The sequence below is a fragment of the Turicibacter sanguinis genome, from assembly GCF_013046825.1.
Lineage (GTDB): Bacteria > Bacillota_I > Bacilli_A > MOL361 > Turicibacteraceae > Turicibacter > Turicibacter sanguinis.
In genome coordinates this window covers 1,192,127-1,208,664 of sequence record NZ_CP053187.1, presented here as the reverse complement: position 1 = coordinate 1,208,664, position 16,538 = coordinate 1,192,127, and the positions used below count along the sequence as shown (strand labels likewise).

Genomic DNA, 16,538 nt, shown 5'->3' with positions numbered 1-16,538 from the left:
GTGATTACCATGTCTAACTCAGAATATAAAATACTAGACCATTTATCTAAAGGAATATTAGTTATTAATAATGAATTTAAAATTATTTATGCGAATCAAGTAGCAGAAGAAATCTTTAATATAAATAAAGATAGCATCCTAGGTGAGTCCTTGCATCATCTAAATTGTCAAAAAGAGCTTTGCTTATTTTGTTTATTAAGTAAGCAAATCAAAGATTTTTCACTCCATTCTCCAATTAAGAAAATTACCATTCCAAATTATTATCAAATACCAGATCAACATTTAATAATAAAAATTATCCGACACGAAAACATATTCTTAGTTGAGGGAAAATCCATTAATTTTTCTAATGATAGAAAAAAAGAGCTATTGACTGAACTGATACAACATTCAAAAGATTATATGTTCTTTAAAGATGAGAATTTAAACTATGTTATCGCGAATCAAAGTTATTTAGACTTTGTCGGTCTTAAGGAGAATGAGCTAATAGGATTAAATGATTGGGATTTAGTGCGTAAGGGAATTCTTTCTGAAGAATTATATTATCAATGTAAATGTGGAGATAATGATACTTTATTACACGGTTCTTACTCAGGCGTTGAAGTATTTTTAGGACGCTCTTATCAGGTACTAAAACAAAAGGTAAATCAAGGCGTGTTATGTGTAGCCAAGGATATAACAGAAATAATCAATATGACTAAATTATCAGTAGAAGATTCCTTAACTCAAATGTATAATCGCCGAAAATTTAATACCGTTTATAATAATATCTTTGAAGATTCTAAATATAATTACTATTTAGTATTAATAGAATTCAGTAATCTTGATTTAATTAATACTTTATATGGCTATCAACAAGGTGACGAATATTTAAAAATATTATCAAAAATCCTTTTAAATTATTCAGAAGAGCTATTTTTCAGATTAGATGGAAGTATCTTTTGTTCTCTTACGGATAAAAATCAAAAAAATCTTGAAAAGTTTATTAGTCATATTTTTTCTGACCTAGATCAAATTAACATCACACCAAAAATAACGATTAATGTCGGTGCCTGTCAAATAGATAGAACAACTTCAAAGGAAATTAATTATAATAAAGCTTCTCATTTTTTAAATGAATCTAAAAAAATAGGACAAAATCAATGTATCATTGACGGCGAATTATATCTTAAGAAATAAAATTGAATCAAAATAAAGACCTACATTTAATTATCTCTAATTAAGTGTAGGCCTTTTTATTAAACTTATTACATCAATCATATTATTTTTGTTTTCCTTCTTTATTAAATAATTGTTTAACTCTAATCTCTGTTACAGCCATTGAAATTAATACAATCACAACTAACTCCAAAACATTAATCATCACAACCTCAAAAGGACTCAGTAATCGAATATATGAATTTAATATAATCCCAATCACAAGAGCAATTGCCCCCATACTAACTAACATCACACCAAAAACTTTATTCGCAAACTGCCATGATTCTTTTGTTTGTAAAACTGATCTAACTCGATATCCAAACCTTCGTATATCTTGGTCTGACTCTAAAACATTAACCACACCAATTAACATCGAAAGTAATCCAACAATAAACACAGAAAACTCTAGCATAACCCCTACCTCCTTTAAAATCAATATATTTCCATTACATTATACCACGAGAATGGACCTAACCCTTAAATACTTTCAAATTCAAACAAAAAAGCACGCCTTAGCGTGCCTTCACAACCATAAAACCATATGAATCCAAACTTACTGTCTCATCAAATGACAAAATCTGATTTCCATACAACTCATGAACTTCCTTATTTTTTAGCTCAGGGATTAATGGAATCGTTATGTGATAAGGATTATTATTAATAATAAAATAAATACTATGATGTTCATCAAACTTTCTATAAATTAACGTATTTTGATGATGATAAATAAACTCTAAGTTCCCAGAATACTCTTTTCTTAACTCAATACAACGCTTTAAATGCGTAAAATAAGGCATCTCACAAGCAGCGTCAGTCCAAATCATACACTGACGTGAACGAGTATCATTATCCCCCTCAAGTCCCACTTCAGATCCATAAAAAATACACGGAGACCCTATTAACGAATAAAGTAATAAATAAGCGAGCTTGATTTTACCTTCACATCCATCAGCTAAAGTAGCAAGACGTGGTGTATCATGACTATCGAGTAAATTAAACATTACGTCATTCACATTAGCAGGATATCGATAAAGTGCCTCAACAATTGTATCAACAAAACCTTGATCATCGATATGATTGGTCGCCACAAACTCTAAAATAGCTTTCGTTAATGGATAATTCATTACCGCATCAAATTGATCGCCTAAAAGCCAGGCATAAGAATCATGCCAAGTCTCTCCTACAATATATAAATCGGGATTCGCCTCTTTAACAGCCTTTCTAAAATCACGCCAAAAGTCATGAGAAATCTCATTGGCAACATCAAGTCGCCAGGCATCAATCCCAAACTCCTTAATCCAATACAATGCGATATTAATTAAATATTGTTTTGCCTCTTTATGATTTGTATTAATCTTTGGCATATACGGTGTGAAGCTAAAAGTTTCGTACGTTCCGATAATCGGAGCCCCTTCCTCATCAACAACTGGAAACTCATGAATGAAGAACCAGTCTTTGTATACTGACTGCTCACCATTTTTCACAACATCTTGCCACTGAGGTGAATGATATCCCATATGATTAAGCACTGCATCAAGCATCACTTTCATTCCACGCTGATGAGCTTCATTTACTAACGTTTTAAAAATAGCATCATCTCCAAAATGAGGATCAATTTTATAATAATCCACCGTATCATACTTATGAGTAGACGGTGATTCAAAAATCGGAGTTAAATAAAGTCCATTAATTCCAAGCTCTTGCAGATAATCCAACTTATCCACAATTCCTTGCAAGTCACCACCATAAAAAGAATCAATCGTCACTTCCCCCTCTCCCCAAGGAAGAACATTCTCAGGACTAATTGAATCATCTCCATTTGCAAAACGTTCAGGAAAAATTTGATACCACATCGTATCACGTACCCAATCTGGTGCCTTAAATACGTCTTCAGCATTTAAATACGGAAATGCAAAATAACTATTAACATCCTTCTTAATTACTTCATCCTCAACACTAAAAAATCCACGCTCAATAAATAATAATTCTTCTATCCCATCATTTAAAATAAATCCATATTTAAAACGACGATACGTTGGCTTGATTTCAATAAACCAGTAATCAAACTCTGATGTTGAATGTTGTTTTATCATTGGCGTTGATTTTAAGCACCATTCATATTCACCTTTCTCATTAGGTTGCCAATCATATGGATCATTTCCAAGTAACTTGACTAACTTTATATCATTTTTAGCACTTCTTAAACGGATATGAAGCGTTTCTTTGTCATATGCATAAGCATACGCACTTTTTGCACGGTGGTAAATTGCTTGTTTAATCATTTTTAGCTGCCCCCTTCTTACTTCTTCATTATACAAAAAAGAGTCCTCATATTCATCGTACTGCCAATGAGAAATGAAGGGCTAAAATTTATATTAAAGACCTTTTAAAAGTAAGACTTTCTCACAAATGATTCTCACCAGTTAATAAATAAGCGTCTTTATACATCCGATTTCGTACATAAAACTTTATAACTGATTCATATAAACATTCATCATACAATAAGTTAGACATTCCCTGTTCCTTATATTTCGTAATTAAATCTTGAAGTTCATCAAGCTGTGACTTATCCCCATTTTCACAAAGCGTTAAGATTTGTGAGGTAATTGTATCCTCAATCACCAAAGGCTCATCCGACTGATTCAATCGATTTAACATAAAAGTCTGACCCTCCTGTGCCTCCTTCAAAAACTCCAAACGATTCAACTTCTTCATATAAGTCACAGAGCGCTCATACTGTCTAAGTGCGCGCTCAGTACTCCCTACCTTATAACAAAGTACCGCCTTAAAATGATAAAAGCCAATCAACCCAATTAAATTTCCCTCATCCAAATAAGTTTGATACGACTTTTCAGCAAATTCAAATGCTTCATAGTAACTCGACAACTTATAATAAGCCATCGCCAAATACAAAAGAGAATGCCCTGTTGTTTCATAATTAGTAGACTTTAATAACAAATCGCGTGCTAAGGTCGCATCGCGATAATAAAGCAACTGATCTAACCCTAAATAAAAATAATACTTAAATCGTTGATGATTCGTTAATAAATGCTCAATAGATTGAATCATCATCAATACCTCATCAAACTTATCACGCTCAGATGTTGAACAAAACTTCGCAAAATGGACTAAATAATAGTCAACAATCAAAGGAGAATGAATAAACTTATCCTCTTGCTTTACTAATCGTTCAAAAATCTCACCAGACTTCACAAAACCATTTAAATTCAGTTCATCAAAAAACTCATCAATTAACTCTCGACTTTCTCTTAAAAAATTTGAATCGCTATAGTATCTAATATCAAGCTCATCAAACAAAGACTCAATAATATCAAGACTTGGGACAACCTCCCCATTCTCAATCTTACTCAAATAAGAAGGCACACAAATCCCCTGTGCTAAATGTTGCTGACTCATATTTTGACGAATTCGATTTACCTTAATTAATGAACCAAGCAACGTTAAATTCTGCTTCTCTAATAATCCATTTAAATCTCGCATCAGTCATCCCTCAATTTTAATAGTATTAACTCTAGTATACATGATAAACAAAAAAAGAGACTTCATAAACATGAAGTCTCTCATAAATTCTTATTAATCTCTTAATTAGAAGTTTACAACAACATTTTGAGCTTGAAGTCCGCGTTGTCCTTCAGCAGTTTCAAATGTTACTTTTTGTCCTTCTTCAAGACGTTTGAATCCGTCAGCTTTAATTGCTGAGAAGTGAACGAATACGTCGCTTCCGTTTTCTGCAGTGATAAATCCAAATCCTTTTTCTTCGTTAAACCATTTAACTGTACCTTTCATATTGGTACCTCCTAAAATTTTATTTCTGTAATGAAAGTAAAAAAATTCACGTATTATTACAGATTACATTGAGTGGTAGAATATAATCTCTAATAACATGTGAATTTCATGATTTTTAAAAGCTATAGACAACTACTTAACATACTCTTATTATATACCCTCTCATACATAATGTCAACAGTATCCTAAATTTATTATCTTAAAATTTATTTTTTACATTCTCCGAATTAAATAGTATTATTCATCTACATAAAAAAGAGCAATCTGATTAAAATTGCTCTTTTTCTAATTTTTTATACTGATGCAGCTGTTTCACTTGAAGGAGTCACTACTTTTTCTTTTTGTATACGAACTAATTGATTCGCGTAACGTTTATATAAAACAACTAAGATAATAGCACTCAAAATATATGATGCTAAAACAAATGGTGTATTATAACCAACTGAATATACAACTGGATTCATTCCTTCTGGTGCATAGTCTGCGAAGAATACGACACCTGAAATAATATGGCACACTAATCTTGCAATTGAACCGATTCCTGTGGCAAGCCAAATATAAAGACTACGTTGCCCCACTTCAACCACATTGACCTTACTTGCAAAGAATCCTGCAAATCCTAGTACTGCATATGGTAACGGATAATCAAATAACACTTGAATTGGGTGCATGATATAAGCTCCCGTTAGCAATTGTAACAATCCCATTGTAAATCCACTTAAAAATCCCGCTACCCACCCATAGCGAAATGCAATAACGGCAAGTGGTACTAATGAAATTGAAATTGATCCTCCAAATGGCCAGAACCATCCTGAATAAATGTTAGCTACATAGTCAAGCACGAATGCTAAGGCAACTAAGATACTCATTTCCACTAATTTTTTCGTTTTTGAATTTTGCATAAAAAAATCCTCCCTGTTATAAGGAGGCTTTACGGCTTAATTAAAAGTATAAGAATATAATTTTATTAAAATAGCATTTAATAAAAATTCTGTCTACTTCCCTCCGCTAGTCCTAACTAGTTCAGGTTCAAAGGGTTATGTATCGCTACACTCTCAGCCGTAAGGCACCCCTAGTATCATTAACACTTTTAACTTAACACATATTTCCTATTCGGTCAAATAAAACAACTCGACAAAACTATAACTTATCATACTCTGATAAAATCTTATGATGTGCAGCTACAAGTGGATACTCATGTAAACTTGTAGAACTTATCCACAATCCACTATTTTCTGCCACCTCATCACTCAAGGTAATATCCGTTGTTACTTTAACTGAATAACTTTCCATTTCCCAAATTCGATGTGAAAAAACATGATTAAATGTTCCAATCGCTTGAATGGACTCAACATTTTTACAAACTGGGGATAACTTTTCTAACAAGAACTCAGCAGGTTCTAGCGTCCCATCATATTCAAAACTCATAAACTCATAAAAATTTGCTAGCAGTCCTTTATCCGGTCGCTTATTTACCAAATACTCACCGTATTGGTTTTCAACAATGGCCACTACTAACTTAGTTTTAACTTGAGCATTCGCCTTAGTTTTAACAGGTAATAAATCATCAATCCCTTGTTTAAAAGCCTGGCAATGTTTTTGAACTGGACATTCCAAACACTTAGGAGATTTAGGTGTACAAATTGTCGCTCCAAGCTCCATTAATCCTTGATTAAAGGCACTTGGATCCTCATGACTTATCACGTCAGTCACCACAGATTCAAAAACTTTACGAGTTTTAGGTTTCGCAATATCCTCAAAAATACAACAAACTCGACTCATTACTCGAAAAACATTCCCATCAACCGCAGGAGCCGGGATACCAAAAGCAATACTACTAACAGCCCCCGCTGTATAAGGACCAACGCCTTTTAACTTTAAAATTTCTTCATGAGTCGTTGGAAACCCACCCATCGCTTCAATCATCTTTGCGCTCTCTTGTAAATTACGAGCACGAGAATAATACCCCAATCCTTCCCATGCCTTTAACAATGTTTGCTCATCCGCCTCTGCCAACTCCTTTGTGGTTGGAAAAAGCTTCATAAAACGTTCATAATACGGAATCACTGTAACAACCTGAGTTTGTTGTAGCATAATCTCTGAAACTAAAATACGATACGGATCACGATTAATACGCCAAGGCAAATCACGCTTCACAATATAATACCAATCAATTAAATCCTTTTGAAATTGTTCTATATTTAAATGCTCTATATAATTTTGAGTCATCTTAATCACCTACTTATAATATTAGTCTATCAGATACACTCTGAATTTAAACACAATATACTACAAAATTCGCATTTTAAACAAAGAAAAAGCACCTGGCAGGAAACCGGTGCTTTTTAAATTTTGTAGGAATTAAATGATAAATTGTAGCATTTTTACCCCAACTACAATTACCTTTAATAAAGATTATATCTATTTTCAACACAAAATGCTAGTCTTAATTACTCACAAATACTGACAACAAATGATTTTATCTTGCAAAATTCCATAATTAATACTATAAATTTAAGCATTAGACGAATTGTCAATACAAATGCGACAGTTTCTCATGAAATAGCTCGAATGAAGTTTTCCACCCTAAACATTTTCGTGGTCGATGATTAATGAGGCAGAGTGCCTCATTAATCTCTTCGTCACTGACTCGTGCTAAATCTGTCTTCTTCGGGAAAAACTCTCGAAGAAGACCATTGGCATTTTCATTACTTCCTCTTTGCCAAGACGAATAGGCATCTGCGAAGTAAACAGGAACCTTTAAATCAGCTTCTACTTTGGAATAACAAGCAAACTCTTTTCCTCGATCAACCGTATAAGTTTTAAAGGTGTCTTTAGGAAAGAGTTTATATAACTCACTAATCGCTCGGTACATTTCTGTTGCTGAGCGATTTTCTATTTTAATGGCCACATAAAAACGTGTTTGACGTTCAACAAAGGTCGCCAAGCAACCTTTACTCTTTCCACGACTTGAAACAACCGTATCTAATTCCCAGTGCCCAAACGTTTCACGTCTTTTTACTTCTTTGGGACGTTGATGAATCGACGTTCCAATGTTAAATCGTCCGCGTGTTTCTCGTGGTTTTCGTCGCTTTCCTTTTTGTCTTAAACAACTTAAATCTCCTAACAAAATGGTTTCATCATAAATCCAACGATAAATGGTTTTAAATGAAAGAACACCCTTTAAAACGGTATTAGAAATTTGTTCAGGCGACCAGGTTAACTTTAAATAATGTTGGATGGTCTGAATGACTTGTTCAGATTTCTTCTCTGGACAACGACAACTTAATCGACGTTGTCCAGCTAATTCTTCTGCTAACTCAGCCTGATACGTCTTTTGAGTATTTCGTTTCAGTTCACGAGCAATCGTTGAATGATGACGATTTAGTTGTTGAGCGATTTGTCTCGTTGAATAGCCCATTTTTGAAAGAACTTCTATACGTGTGCGCTCAAATGTGTTAAGATGTTTATAACTCATAAATAGATCTCCTTGTTAAGAATTGGGTGTGGTAACTTCATTCTATAACAAAGATTCTATTTATGAGCTTTTTTTTATGTGTCGCACTTAATATTACAATCTGTCATTAAAAAAAAACACACAAATCGTGACCAGCGACTTGCGTGTTTTTTATTTGTTAGCCATCAATCAGAAACAAAAAAGAATGACTAATTGAACAACTAACAACTTTCATTAAAAATCTTGAAAAAACAAAAGGGACTGTATGATACAAAAAGAGAGATATCGAGGTAAGAAAATGACTCATTCCCCCTAGTAGAGAAAATCTCTTTAAGGGAAAGTGACGCCACATCTCACTTCTCTACATAATATGTATAATTCTTCGTATTTAGACCTTTTTTATGTTTTTTCGTGAAAATTTTTAGATAGCTCTAACTGAGCTATGCGAAGTTTTAATCCATATTATCCTGCGCATTAATGTTTCTCCTTAACTAACAGGAAAGGTAGAAACATTTGATGCAGGGGGATTTTATTAATCTAGCCTCAAAGACCAAATGCTCTATAAAGTTTTATCCACTCTTGTGTTTTTAAAACACGCGGTGGCTAAGCACTTTTAGTCGCATTTAAGCGGTCTTTTCAGCTTTTTATACAATCTAGCTTCGACAACCTGATACTTGAGAAAAATCGGAAGTGCTGACCGGATTTCAAACAATCCTTTTCATCTCTTCCTTGCATTTTTCCAAGTATCAAAACAGTTGTCTCAGCTTTTTATATTACTCGCCTTTTGATAGGATTACGGCATCTTTGTCGTCAAGTTCTGTTAGATATAGTTTAACTACTTCTTTATGAGAAGTCGGGATGTTTTTACCTACATAATCTGCACGAATTGGAAGTTCGCGATGTCCTCGATCGATTAATGTTGCGAGTTGAATATTTTTAGGGCGCCCATATTCTAAAACAGCTTCTAAAGCGGCGCGTACAGTACGTCCTGTATATAAAACATCATCAACTAGAATAACCGTTTTTCCATTTAACATCATTGGAACTGAACTTTGGTTCATAATGACTTCTTTCATTTCGCGTGTAATATCATCGCGATATTTTGTAATATCTAATTCACCAAGTGGCACTTCTACCCCTTCAAAAACTTCGATTAACTTTACTAATCGTTGAGCTAAGTAAGCTCCACGTGTACGGATTCCTATAATAACAACATCATTTAAATTGTCGTTTTTTTCTAAAATTTCATGTGCGATACGTTTTAATGATCGCGTAATCGTATCATGATCAAATAACACTTTTTCCATCAAGAGACCCCTTCCTTCTACTTAGAAACTCTCTCATCACATTTCATAACTTTGTGATAAACGGCCTTTTATCATTAGAATATCATAATATAGTATGTTTTTGAATATTTCAACAAATTATTTAACTTAATATTTAAGAACTTCATGTAACGAAATACGATCAAGTTGAGCTTTTGAGCATCCCATTGCAATAAAGTAGGTAAATAAAATAATGAATAATCCACTTATAGCCTGTATCATCGTAAAATCAGTTGGAATCGCCATTGGAAGACTAGCTGCAATTTGATTCATTATATAATCTATCGTCCCACGAGTGACTGGAATACTAATTAAATAAGCAACAATTACAAATGGTAGATAAATTGTTAAAACCATTTTAGAAACTTCTTTTTTCGTATATCCCATTACCTTTAATATAGAAATTTGTTTTTGATTTTCATCAATTATAAAGTTAGTAATTACAATCATAATAATACTTCCAAGCACGACTGAGATAATGAGCATGATACTTAAAGAAACTTGAATCATTTCCATTCCAATTTCAATATTACGCTCTAAATCGTTAATTGAAAAAATATAAGAAATATTTTCTTCTGTACTTGGTCTATCCCCAGTCCATTTTCCATTATAATATCCTTCGACTAAGTGTAAATCATCAGCTAATAAGTTCATATCTACATACATCATCGGACCATTATAGTGGTCTACAACATCGACAACCTCATAACTAATCTGTTTATTTTTTGCTTCAAACGTTAGCACATCGCCAATTTCTAAAGAATAGGCCCTTGCGATAAATTCATTAATAATTAAACCTTGTTGAGATTTTCTTGTAATATTTTCACCCGCTGCGTTATATAACGGATTAATAATGTTATAACTATCAATACCATAGACAACAAAAGAAGTTGTGACATCAAACATCACTTCTCCTTCACTATTTTTCATGCTAAGAGGCATTGCATTATACTCAATAAACGGACTTTCTGTAATGCCCAGCGGTTCATTTATTAACTTACTATACTTAACTTGATAATTATAATTAACAGAACCAAATGCTTTATCCACAATATTTTCAACTGACTTAAATACTATAGAAGCGAAAACTAAGAAAATACTCGCTACAAATACGATGATGAATAATGATAAAATTTTCCCCATGTTTCTAAAAGCTAGAGAATATTTAAAACGAGTTTCAAATGATAACGGAGATAATAGCTTCGCTAGAATTTTTGAAGTTCTAGATAATTTTAAATGACTGCTTTCTTTCATTAAATCTAGTGGAGCTTCTCTAAGTAAAAACAATAAAATGATAAAACTTGAGACTGCGACCATTAATATAGGATAAACAATGCCCCCAAGTAAAATTTGGGGCGTAAAATAAGTGCTAATCTTTGGCACAACATAATGCACCATATACGAAGAAGAAATATAACCTGAAACTCCAATACCAAATAAACTTCCAATAACTGTTCCAAATAAAGCGGCAATTAGCGGATACGTTAAATAATTTAAGCTAATTGTTAAACGACTATATCCCATCGCTTTTAAAACACCAATTTGCATACGATCTGCATTAATTCTTTTTTTCAAAATTAAAACGATGACAACCACACACATGACTAAGAGTAATGATGAAAACGTAGCAGAAAGTAATTTATTTCCGATTAACTCGCCAGATACAGTGCTAATACGGACATTTTGATTTTTGCTTAACACGTGAGAAACCCCAGAAATCCCAGCCATCTTTTCTACTTCTTCTTCAACATCCACATCATCATTAAAATAACCACTGTATAAAACCCATTGTTTTTGTGAAAGTGTATCATAGACATCATCTGTGACAACCGCAATGGTTTCACGATCCGCTTCATAAAGCGGATTATCATAACTAAAAACAGGATAAATATAATCTGGTACTGCAATAAATGCTGAAATTTGATATTCAGCATCATTCATTTTAACTGAATCTCCGAGTGCGAGATCATTAGCATCTGCATATTGTTTAAATACTGCAATCTCCGAGCTACTTTCAGGCATTTTACCTGCTACAACATAAGTTGAATTTACCGAATCAGTCTGTTTTACAACTCGATAAGTATAGGTTCCATCATCGGTTTCTTGGACGACATCGCGATAAAATCGGCCTTCAATCGTTGCATTAAATCGCTCACCAAGTGCCGCTACCTTATCCTCATAATAATCAACTAAACTATACTCATACTGTTTCATCATTTCAGATTTACTTAAATTCGCTAATTCAGATACACTAACTCCTTTTTGTGCAATCATCGAACGAATAGCCTGTTCTGTTGGTGAGGAAAGAACAACTAAAAAATCTTCCTGATTTGTTTTTGAGGCATAATCATCTAAAAAATAAGAAACAGATGAGATTGCCGTTTCTAATGAAACATATGTAAAAGAAGACATCATAATGAGAATCATCAATGAAAAAAATTGTAATGGCTTTTGCTGAATCGTCCTTAATACATTTTTAAATATCATTATACCCAACTCACTTCTTTAGCTCGTTTTTTATCTTGATTTTGAGTTACATCAATAATTTCTCCGGAACGCATTCTTACAACTTTATCAGCAATCTCTGCAATTCCTAAATTATGCGTAATTAAGAAAATCGTTGTTTTAAATTCTTCATTAATACGTTGTAACACTTCAAGAACTGTTTTTCCTGTTTCTTCATCTAAAGCCCCTGTTGGTTCATCACAAAATAAAATAGATGGATTTTTAGCAATTGCTCGTGCGATTGCTACACGTTGTTGTTGTCCACCTGATAATTGATATGGAAATTGTCCGACATACTCCTCTAGCATAACTTCTTTTAAAACTTCATGAACATCTAAATGATTTTGACTAAGTCTTGCCCCAACCTCTACATTCTCAAGAACAGTCATATTTGGCATCAAGTTATACTGTTGAAATACAAATCCCAACTCTTGACGTCTAAAACAAGTCAGTTGTGATGAGGTCATATTTGTAATCTGTTGGCCATTCACCAAAATTTCTCCTTGATTTACCTCATCAAGTCCTCCACTAACATGAAGAAGTGTTGACTTCCCTGATCCTGATGGACCTAAGATCACGACAAATTCTCCCTGTTCTACATTGAGATTTATATTCTTTAATGCATCAGTTTGAATTTCACCAACTTTATAACTTTTTGAAACATCACGAATAGAAATTAACACAATGACTCACCTACCTCAGTTTTAGCATCTTGCATATTAAAAGTATTAGCATAAAAAGGAATTTTATACTTTTAATAGTTTTAATTGTCTTAAAATTCAAATAATAGCAATACAACCACTCTATCCTGATGAAAACCTATAGGTATCCTACTCATTATTGTGCTAAAATGAAAAAGATAAAAAATGAGGTGCTTACATATGTCAATTACGTTAACTACGTTAAATTCAAAATACATTCATACAAACTTAGCCATTCGATATTTAAAAGCGAATGCACCAGCCTTTGATATTAAATTAAAGGAATACACATTAAAAGATACATTAGAAAACATTGCTAACGATTTACTTGCAACAAATCCAAAAATCATCGGATTCAGTGTTTATATTTGGAATGTTGAAAAAACTTTAACCTTAATCAATATGTTAAAAGAAAAAGATCCAACCCTTACAATTTTGATGGGTGGACCTGAAGTTTCATATGATTTTGATGTTTGGTTCTCAAGATGTGCTATCGACTACATCATCTACGGTGAAGGAGAACTATCTTTCCGTGAACTGATGGAAGCATTGCATGGGCAAAGAGATATCACCACAGTACGTGGAATTGTTTATAAAAACTTAGTAACAGGCGAGTTAATCAAAGCAGCGGAAGCTCCAATTTTGGATCCAAAGGAAATCTTATCTCCCTTCTACTTCGAAGAAGATATTCCTCATCTGCCAAATCGAATTCAATATATTGAAACATCACGCGGGTGTCCTTATTCATGCCAATACTGTTTAGCATCAGTTGATAATAAAGTACGCTACTTTGATATCGAAAATGTAAAAAACGAAATTCGTTATCTGATGAAGCATGGTGCTAAAACGTTCAAATTCTTAGATCGTACGTTCAATATTAACAAAACATATGCTCTAAACATCTTCGACTTTATTATTGAAGAACATCTCCCTGGCACTCAATTTCAATTTGAAATTACAGCAGACATCATGCCAACCGAGTTAATCGATTATTTAAATGAACATGCCCCTGAAGGATTATTCCGTTTTGAAATTGGAATTCAATCAACATATGAATTAACAAATAAACTCGTTAAACGTCGTCAAAACTTCGACAAATTAACAACAAATATCCTACGTATTAAACAAGGTGGAAAAATCATTCTTCACCTCGACTTAATTGCTGGACTTCCCGAAGAACCGTACGATCGATTCGAGCAATCATTCAATGATGTCTTCGCGCTTCGTCCAGAAGAATTACAACTTGGATTCTTAAAAATGCTACGTGGAACAGGACTTCGTAAACAAGCCGATGAATTTGGATACGTTTATGATGAATTCGCCCCATACGAAATGAAACGCAACGATAAACTATCTGAAAGTGATGTTGAGAAAATCCACTTAGCAGAAGAAATTTTAGAGCGTTATTGGAATGCTCATCGTATGGATTACACCATGAAATTCTTAGTAGACAACGACTTCAAGACTTCTCCATTTGACTTCATGTATCGATTTGGAGTGTATTGGAATGAAAGATACCCTTGGATTCGTTATCAACTTAGCGATTTATTTACAAGACTATATGATTTCTTAGAGAGCATCGATTATAACCAAATGCCAACCATACTTTCATACATGAAAGTAGACTATTTAACGAATAGTAAAATTAAACCGAAAATTTGGTGGCAAGATCGCCTACAAAAAGAGGAGCGCCGAGCAATCATTAATCAATTAGCAGAATCATCAGATGAAATGAAAGAATTGTTAAATACACATAAAATTAATTTACCTGATATCTTTAAATATGCTGTTCTAGAACCTGTTTATCTAGATAATCAGTTAAAACCATCAAAAGAATTACACTATTTAATCGTCATCTATTTACCAAATCAAACTACACAATATTATATTGTGAAATAGCGATGAGGAATTTGACTTACTTTGTTAAAATTTTGCATATATTTTACAGTCATTAGTGTTATAATCAATTTTGAATGATATATAAGTTCAATGCGTTTATTTTAAAGGGAGTGCCTAAGGATGTTTATTGTTAAGAAATTAAGGAATTTTATCCATTCAACGCCAACAAGGTTAATTGTAGGATACTATTTCATGTTTACCATAGGATTTGCCTTCTTATTATGGTTACCATTTAGTTTAAATGAAGGTGTCTCATTATCATTTCTAGATGCTTTATTTATTTCAACAAGTGGTCTTAGTAATACAGGGCTATCCCCCGTATCACCAGTTGATACATTTAGTATACCAGGAATTTTAATTCTTGCTCTTAACCTACAAATTGGGGGACTTGGGTTAATGATGATTTCAACTGCTATTTGGTTACTAGCAGGCCATAAAATTTCAACACGGGAAAGAGCCTTAATTATGACTGACCAGAATCAGATTAACTTAAGTGGTGTAGTTAAACTCGTTAAATCCGTTTTAATCTCTTTCTTGGCCATTGAATTAGTTTTTATGCTCATACTTGGAAACTACTATTATTTCGCAGGTTATTATCCAATCTATTGGCAAGCTATGCTTCAAGGATTCTTCACAACTGTATCAGCTATTACAAACTCTGGGTTCGATATAACTGGCTCATCATTAATGCCGTTTCAAAAGGATTATTTCGTTCAAACACTTCACATGTTTTTAATGTTCTTTGGTGCCATGGGATTCCCAGTGATTTTAGATATTAAAAAATACTTTCAGTGTCGTAGGACAAAACAGCGTTTTAAATTTTCAATCTACACAAAATTGACGATGGTTACAACGATTATATTATGGGTTGTGGGTATTGTTGGATTCTACCTATTTGAATGGAATCACTTCTTAGCAGACAAAGGTTTAATAGAAGGATTCTTCTATGCAACATTTAACTCATTAACAACACGTAATGCAGGATTTGCAACTGTTGATATGAACGCCTTCTCGACTGCAACACTAACTATGTTCTGTGGTTTAATGTTTGTGGGATCGTCGCCTAACTCATCTGGTGGTGGAATTCGTACCACAACATTTGCCTTAATGGTTCTTGCTATTCTTTCATTCGCACGTGGAAAACAGTATGTCAACATTTATGGACGCGAAATTGAAACTCAAACCGTTTATAAATCATTTATGATTTACATTGTAGCAACATTTATCGTTTCACTCTCTACTCTTTTAATTTGTATGAGTGACCAGTTTCCATTAATGGAAATTTTCTTCGAAGTTTGCTCGGCATTCGGAACAACTGGTCTTTCAATGGGGATCACGGGTAGTCTAACATCATTTGCAAAACTCGTGCTTATTGCCACAATGTTCATCGGTCGTATCGGAATTATTGCGTTCTTAATGATTTTCAGAGCAAATGTGCATCCTGCTAAAGTTAGATACCCAAAAGTTGATATTATAATTGGATAAAACAAATTTGTACATTTTTGTACAATGAAATTGTTTTCATATGTTAAATTAAAGATAGATACTTATTTTAAATAAGTTTCTATCTTTTTATTTTCGAATAAAAGTAATAATAACAGGAGTATAGTTACAGTGCATTTTGTAAGATGTTTTAACGATTAT

General features: G+C 33.1%; 13 protein-coding genes and 1 riboswitch. Of the genes, 3 read left to right on the top strand and 10 right to left on the bottom strand.

Going from position 1 to position 16,538, the window contains the following annotated elements; genetic code table 11:
* The first annotated feature begins 9 nt into the window (after nt 1-9).
* Nucleotides 10-1,179, top strand: coding sequence for a sensor domain-containing diguanylate cyclase (locus tag HLK68_RS05895; RefSeq protein WP_132942686.1), 1,170 nt, complete (start codon nt 10-12; stop codon nt 1,177-1,179).
* Between the two features lie 82 nt (nt 1,180-1,261).
* Here the strand turns inward: HLK68_RS05895 and HLK68_RS05890 are convergent, their stop codons facing one another.
* From HLK68_RS05890 to HLK68_RS05845, 10 genes are all read right to left on the bottom strand, one after another.
* The gene (locus HLK68_RS05890) at nt 1,262-1,612 is read right to left on the bottom strand and encodes an SdpI family protein (RefSeq protein ID WP_006784500.1); all 351 of its coding nucleotides are present in this window, start codon (nt 1,610-1,612) and stop codon (nt 1,262-1,264) included.
* A 100-nt stretch (nt 1,613-1,712) separates the two neighbouring features.
* Entirely contained in the window at nt 1,713-3,482 is a 1,770-nt protein-coding gene (locus tag HLK68_RS05885; protein WP_132942685.1) for a glycoside hydrolase family 13 protein, read from the bottom strand.
* Nucleotides 3,483-3,603: 121 nt separating this feature from the next.
* Complete coding sequence (locus HLK68_RS05880) at nt 3,604-4,701, bottom strand: helix-turn-helix domain-containing protein (protein ID WP_132942684.1); 1,098 nt, start codon at nt 4,699-4,701, stop codon at nt 3,604-3,606.
* Between the two features lie 105 nt (nt 4,702-4,806).
* Nucleotides 4,807-5,007, bottom strand: coding sequence for a cold-shock protein (locus HLK68_RS05875; RefSeq protein WP_006784497.1), 201 nt, complete (start codon nt 5,005-5,007; stop codon nt 4,807-4,809).
* 293 nt (nt 5,008-5,300) lie between these two features.
* Complete coding sequence (gene thiT / locus HLK68_RS05870; protein ID WP_132942683.1) at nt 5,301-5,909, bottom strand: energy-coupled thiamine transporter ThiT; 609 nt, start codon at nt 5,907-5,909, stop codon at nt 5,301-5,303.
* A gap of 81 nt (nt 5,910-5,990) precedes the next feature.
* Nucleotides 5,991-6,091: riboswitch (TPP riboswitch) on the bottom strand.
* Nucleotides 6,092-6,147: 56 nt separating this feature from the next.
* The gene (gene mutY, locus HLK68_RS05865; RefSeq protein WP_006784495.1) at nt 6,148-7,236 is read right to left on the bottom strand and encodes an A/G-specific adenine glycosylase; all 1,089 of its coding nucleotides are present in this window, start codon (nt 7,234-7,236) and stop codon (nt 6,148-6,150) included.
* A gap of 304 nt (nt 7,237-7,540) precedes the next feature.
* A complete protein-coding gene (locus HLK68_RS05860; RefSeq protein ID WP_055164393.1) occupies nt 7,541-8,485 on the bottom strand; it encodes an IS30 family transposase in 945 nt (314 codons plus the stop codon).
* Nucleotides 8,486-9,237: 752 nt separating this feature from the next.
* Nucleotides 9,238-9,771, bottom strand: a complete 534-nt coding sequence (pyrR, locus tag HLK68_RS05855; protein ID WP_132942674.1) for a bifunctional pyr operon transcriptional regulator/uracil phosphoribosyltransferase PyrR — start codon at nt 9,769-9,771, stop codon at nt 9,238-9,240.
* 126 nt (nt 9,772-9,897) lie between these two features.
* Nucleotides 9,898-12,276 (bottom strand): ABC transporter permease, encoded by a 2,379-nt coding sequence (locus HLK68_RS05850; RefSeq protein ID WP_132942675.1) that lies wholly within the window; start codon nt 12,274-12,276, stop codon nt 9,898-9,900.
* On the bottom strand, nt 12,276-12,977 hold the full coding sequence (locus tag HLK68_RS05845; RefSeq protein WP_006784492.1) for an ABC transporter ATP-binding protein: 702 nt from the start codon (nt 12,975-12,977) through the stop codon (nt 12,276-12,278). The genes HLK68_RS05850 and HLK68_RS05845 overlap by 1 nt, the downstream gene beginning before the upstream one ends.
* A 198-nt stretch (nt 12,978-13,175) precedes the next feature.
* On the opposite strand from HLK68_RS05845, the gene HLK68_RS05840 reads away from it, so the two are divergent.
* Nucleotides 13,176-14,894 carry a B12-binding domain-containing radical SAM protein gene (locus tag HLK68_RS05840; RefSeq protein WP_132942676.1) on the top strand — a complete coding sequence of 573 codons (1,719 nt, stop codon included), beginning with the start codon at nt 13,176-13,178 and terminating at the stop codon, nt 14,892-14,894.
* A gap of 120 nt (nt 14,895-15,014) precedes the next feature.
* Nucleotides 15,015-16,379 carry a TrkH family potassium uptake protein gene (locus tag HLK68_RS05835; protein ID WP_006784490.1) on the top strand — a complete coding sequence of 455 codons (1,365 nt, stop codon included), beginning with the start codon at nt 15,015-15,017 and terminating at the stop codon, nt 16,377-16,379.
* The last annotated feature ends 159 nt before the right edge of the window (nt 16,380-16,538 follow it).

What these genes read in the sequence shown, in the direction of transcription:
- HLK68_RS05895 (WP_132942686.1), top strand. Translation starts at nt 10, where the DNA reads ATGTCTAACTCAGAATATAAAATACTAGACCATTTATCTAAAGGAATA.
- HLK68_RS05890 (WP_006784500.1), bottom strand. Translation starts at nt 1,612, where the DNA reads ATGCTAGAGTTTTCTGTGTTTATTGTTGGATTACTTTCGATGTTAATT.
- HLK68_RS05885 (WP_132942685.1), bottom strand. Translation starts at nt 3,482, where the DNA reads ATGATTAAACAAGCAATTTACCACCGTGCAAAAAGTGCGTATGCTTAT.
- HLK68_RS05880 (WP_132942684.1), bottom strand. Translation starts at nt 4,701, where the DNA reads ATGCGAGATTTAAATGGATTATTAGAGAAGCAGAATTTAACGTTGCTT.
- HLK68_RS05875 (WP_006784497.1), bottom strand. Translation starts at nt 5,007, where the DNA reads ATGAAAGGTACAGTTAAATGGTTTAACGAAGAAAAAGGATTTGGATTT.
- thiT (WP_132942683.1), bottom strand. Translation starts at nt 5,909, where the DNA reads ATGCAAAATTCAAAAACGAAAAAATTAGTGGAAATGAGTATCTTAGTT.
- mutY (WP_006784495.1), bottom strand. Translation starts at nt 7,236, where the DNA reads ATGACTCAAAATTATATAGAGCATTTAAATATAGAACAATTTCAAAAG.
- HLK68_RS05860 (WP_055164393.1), bottom strand. Translation starts at nt 8,485, where the DNA reads ATGAGTTATAAACATCTTAACACATTTGAGCGCACACGTATAGAAGTT.
- pyrR (WP_132942674.1), bottom strand. Translation starts at nt 9,771, where the DNA reads ATGGAAAAAGTGTTATTTGATCATGATACGATTACGCGATCATTAAAA.
- HLK68_RS05850 (WP_132942675.1), bottom strand. Translation starts at nt 12,276, where the DNA reads ATGATATTTAAAAATGTATTAAGGACGATTCAGCAAAAGCCATTACAA.
- HLK68_RS05840 (WP_132942676.1), top strand. Translation starts at nt 13,176, where the DNA reads ATGTCAATTACGTTAACTACGTTAAATTCAAAATACATTCATACAAAC.
- HLK68_RS05835 (WP_006784490.1), top strand. Translation starts at nt 15,015, where the DNA reads ATGTTTATTGTTAAGAAATTAAGGAATTTTATCCATTCAACGCCAACA.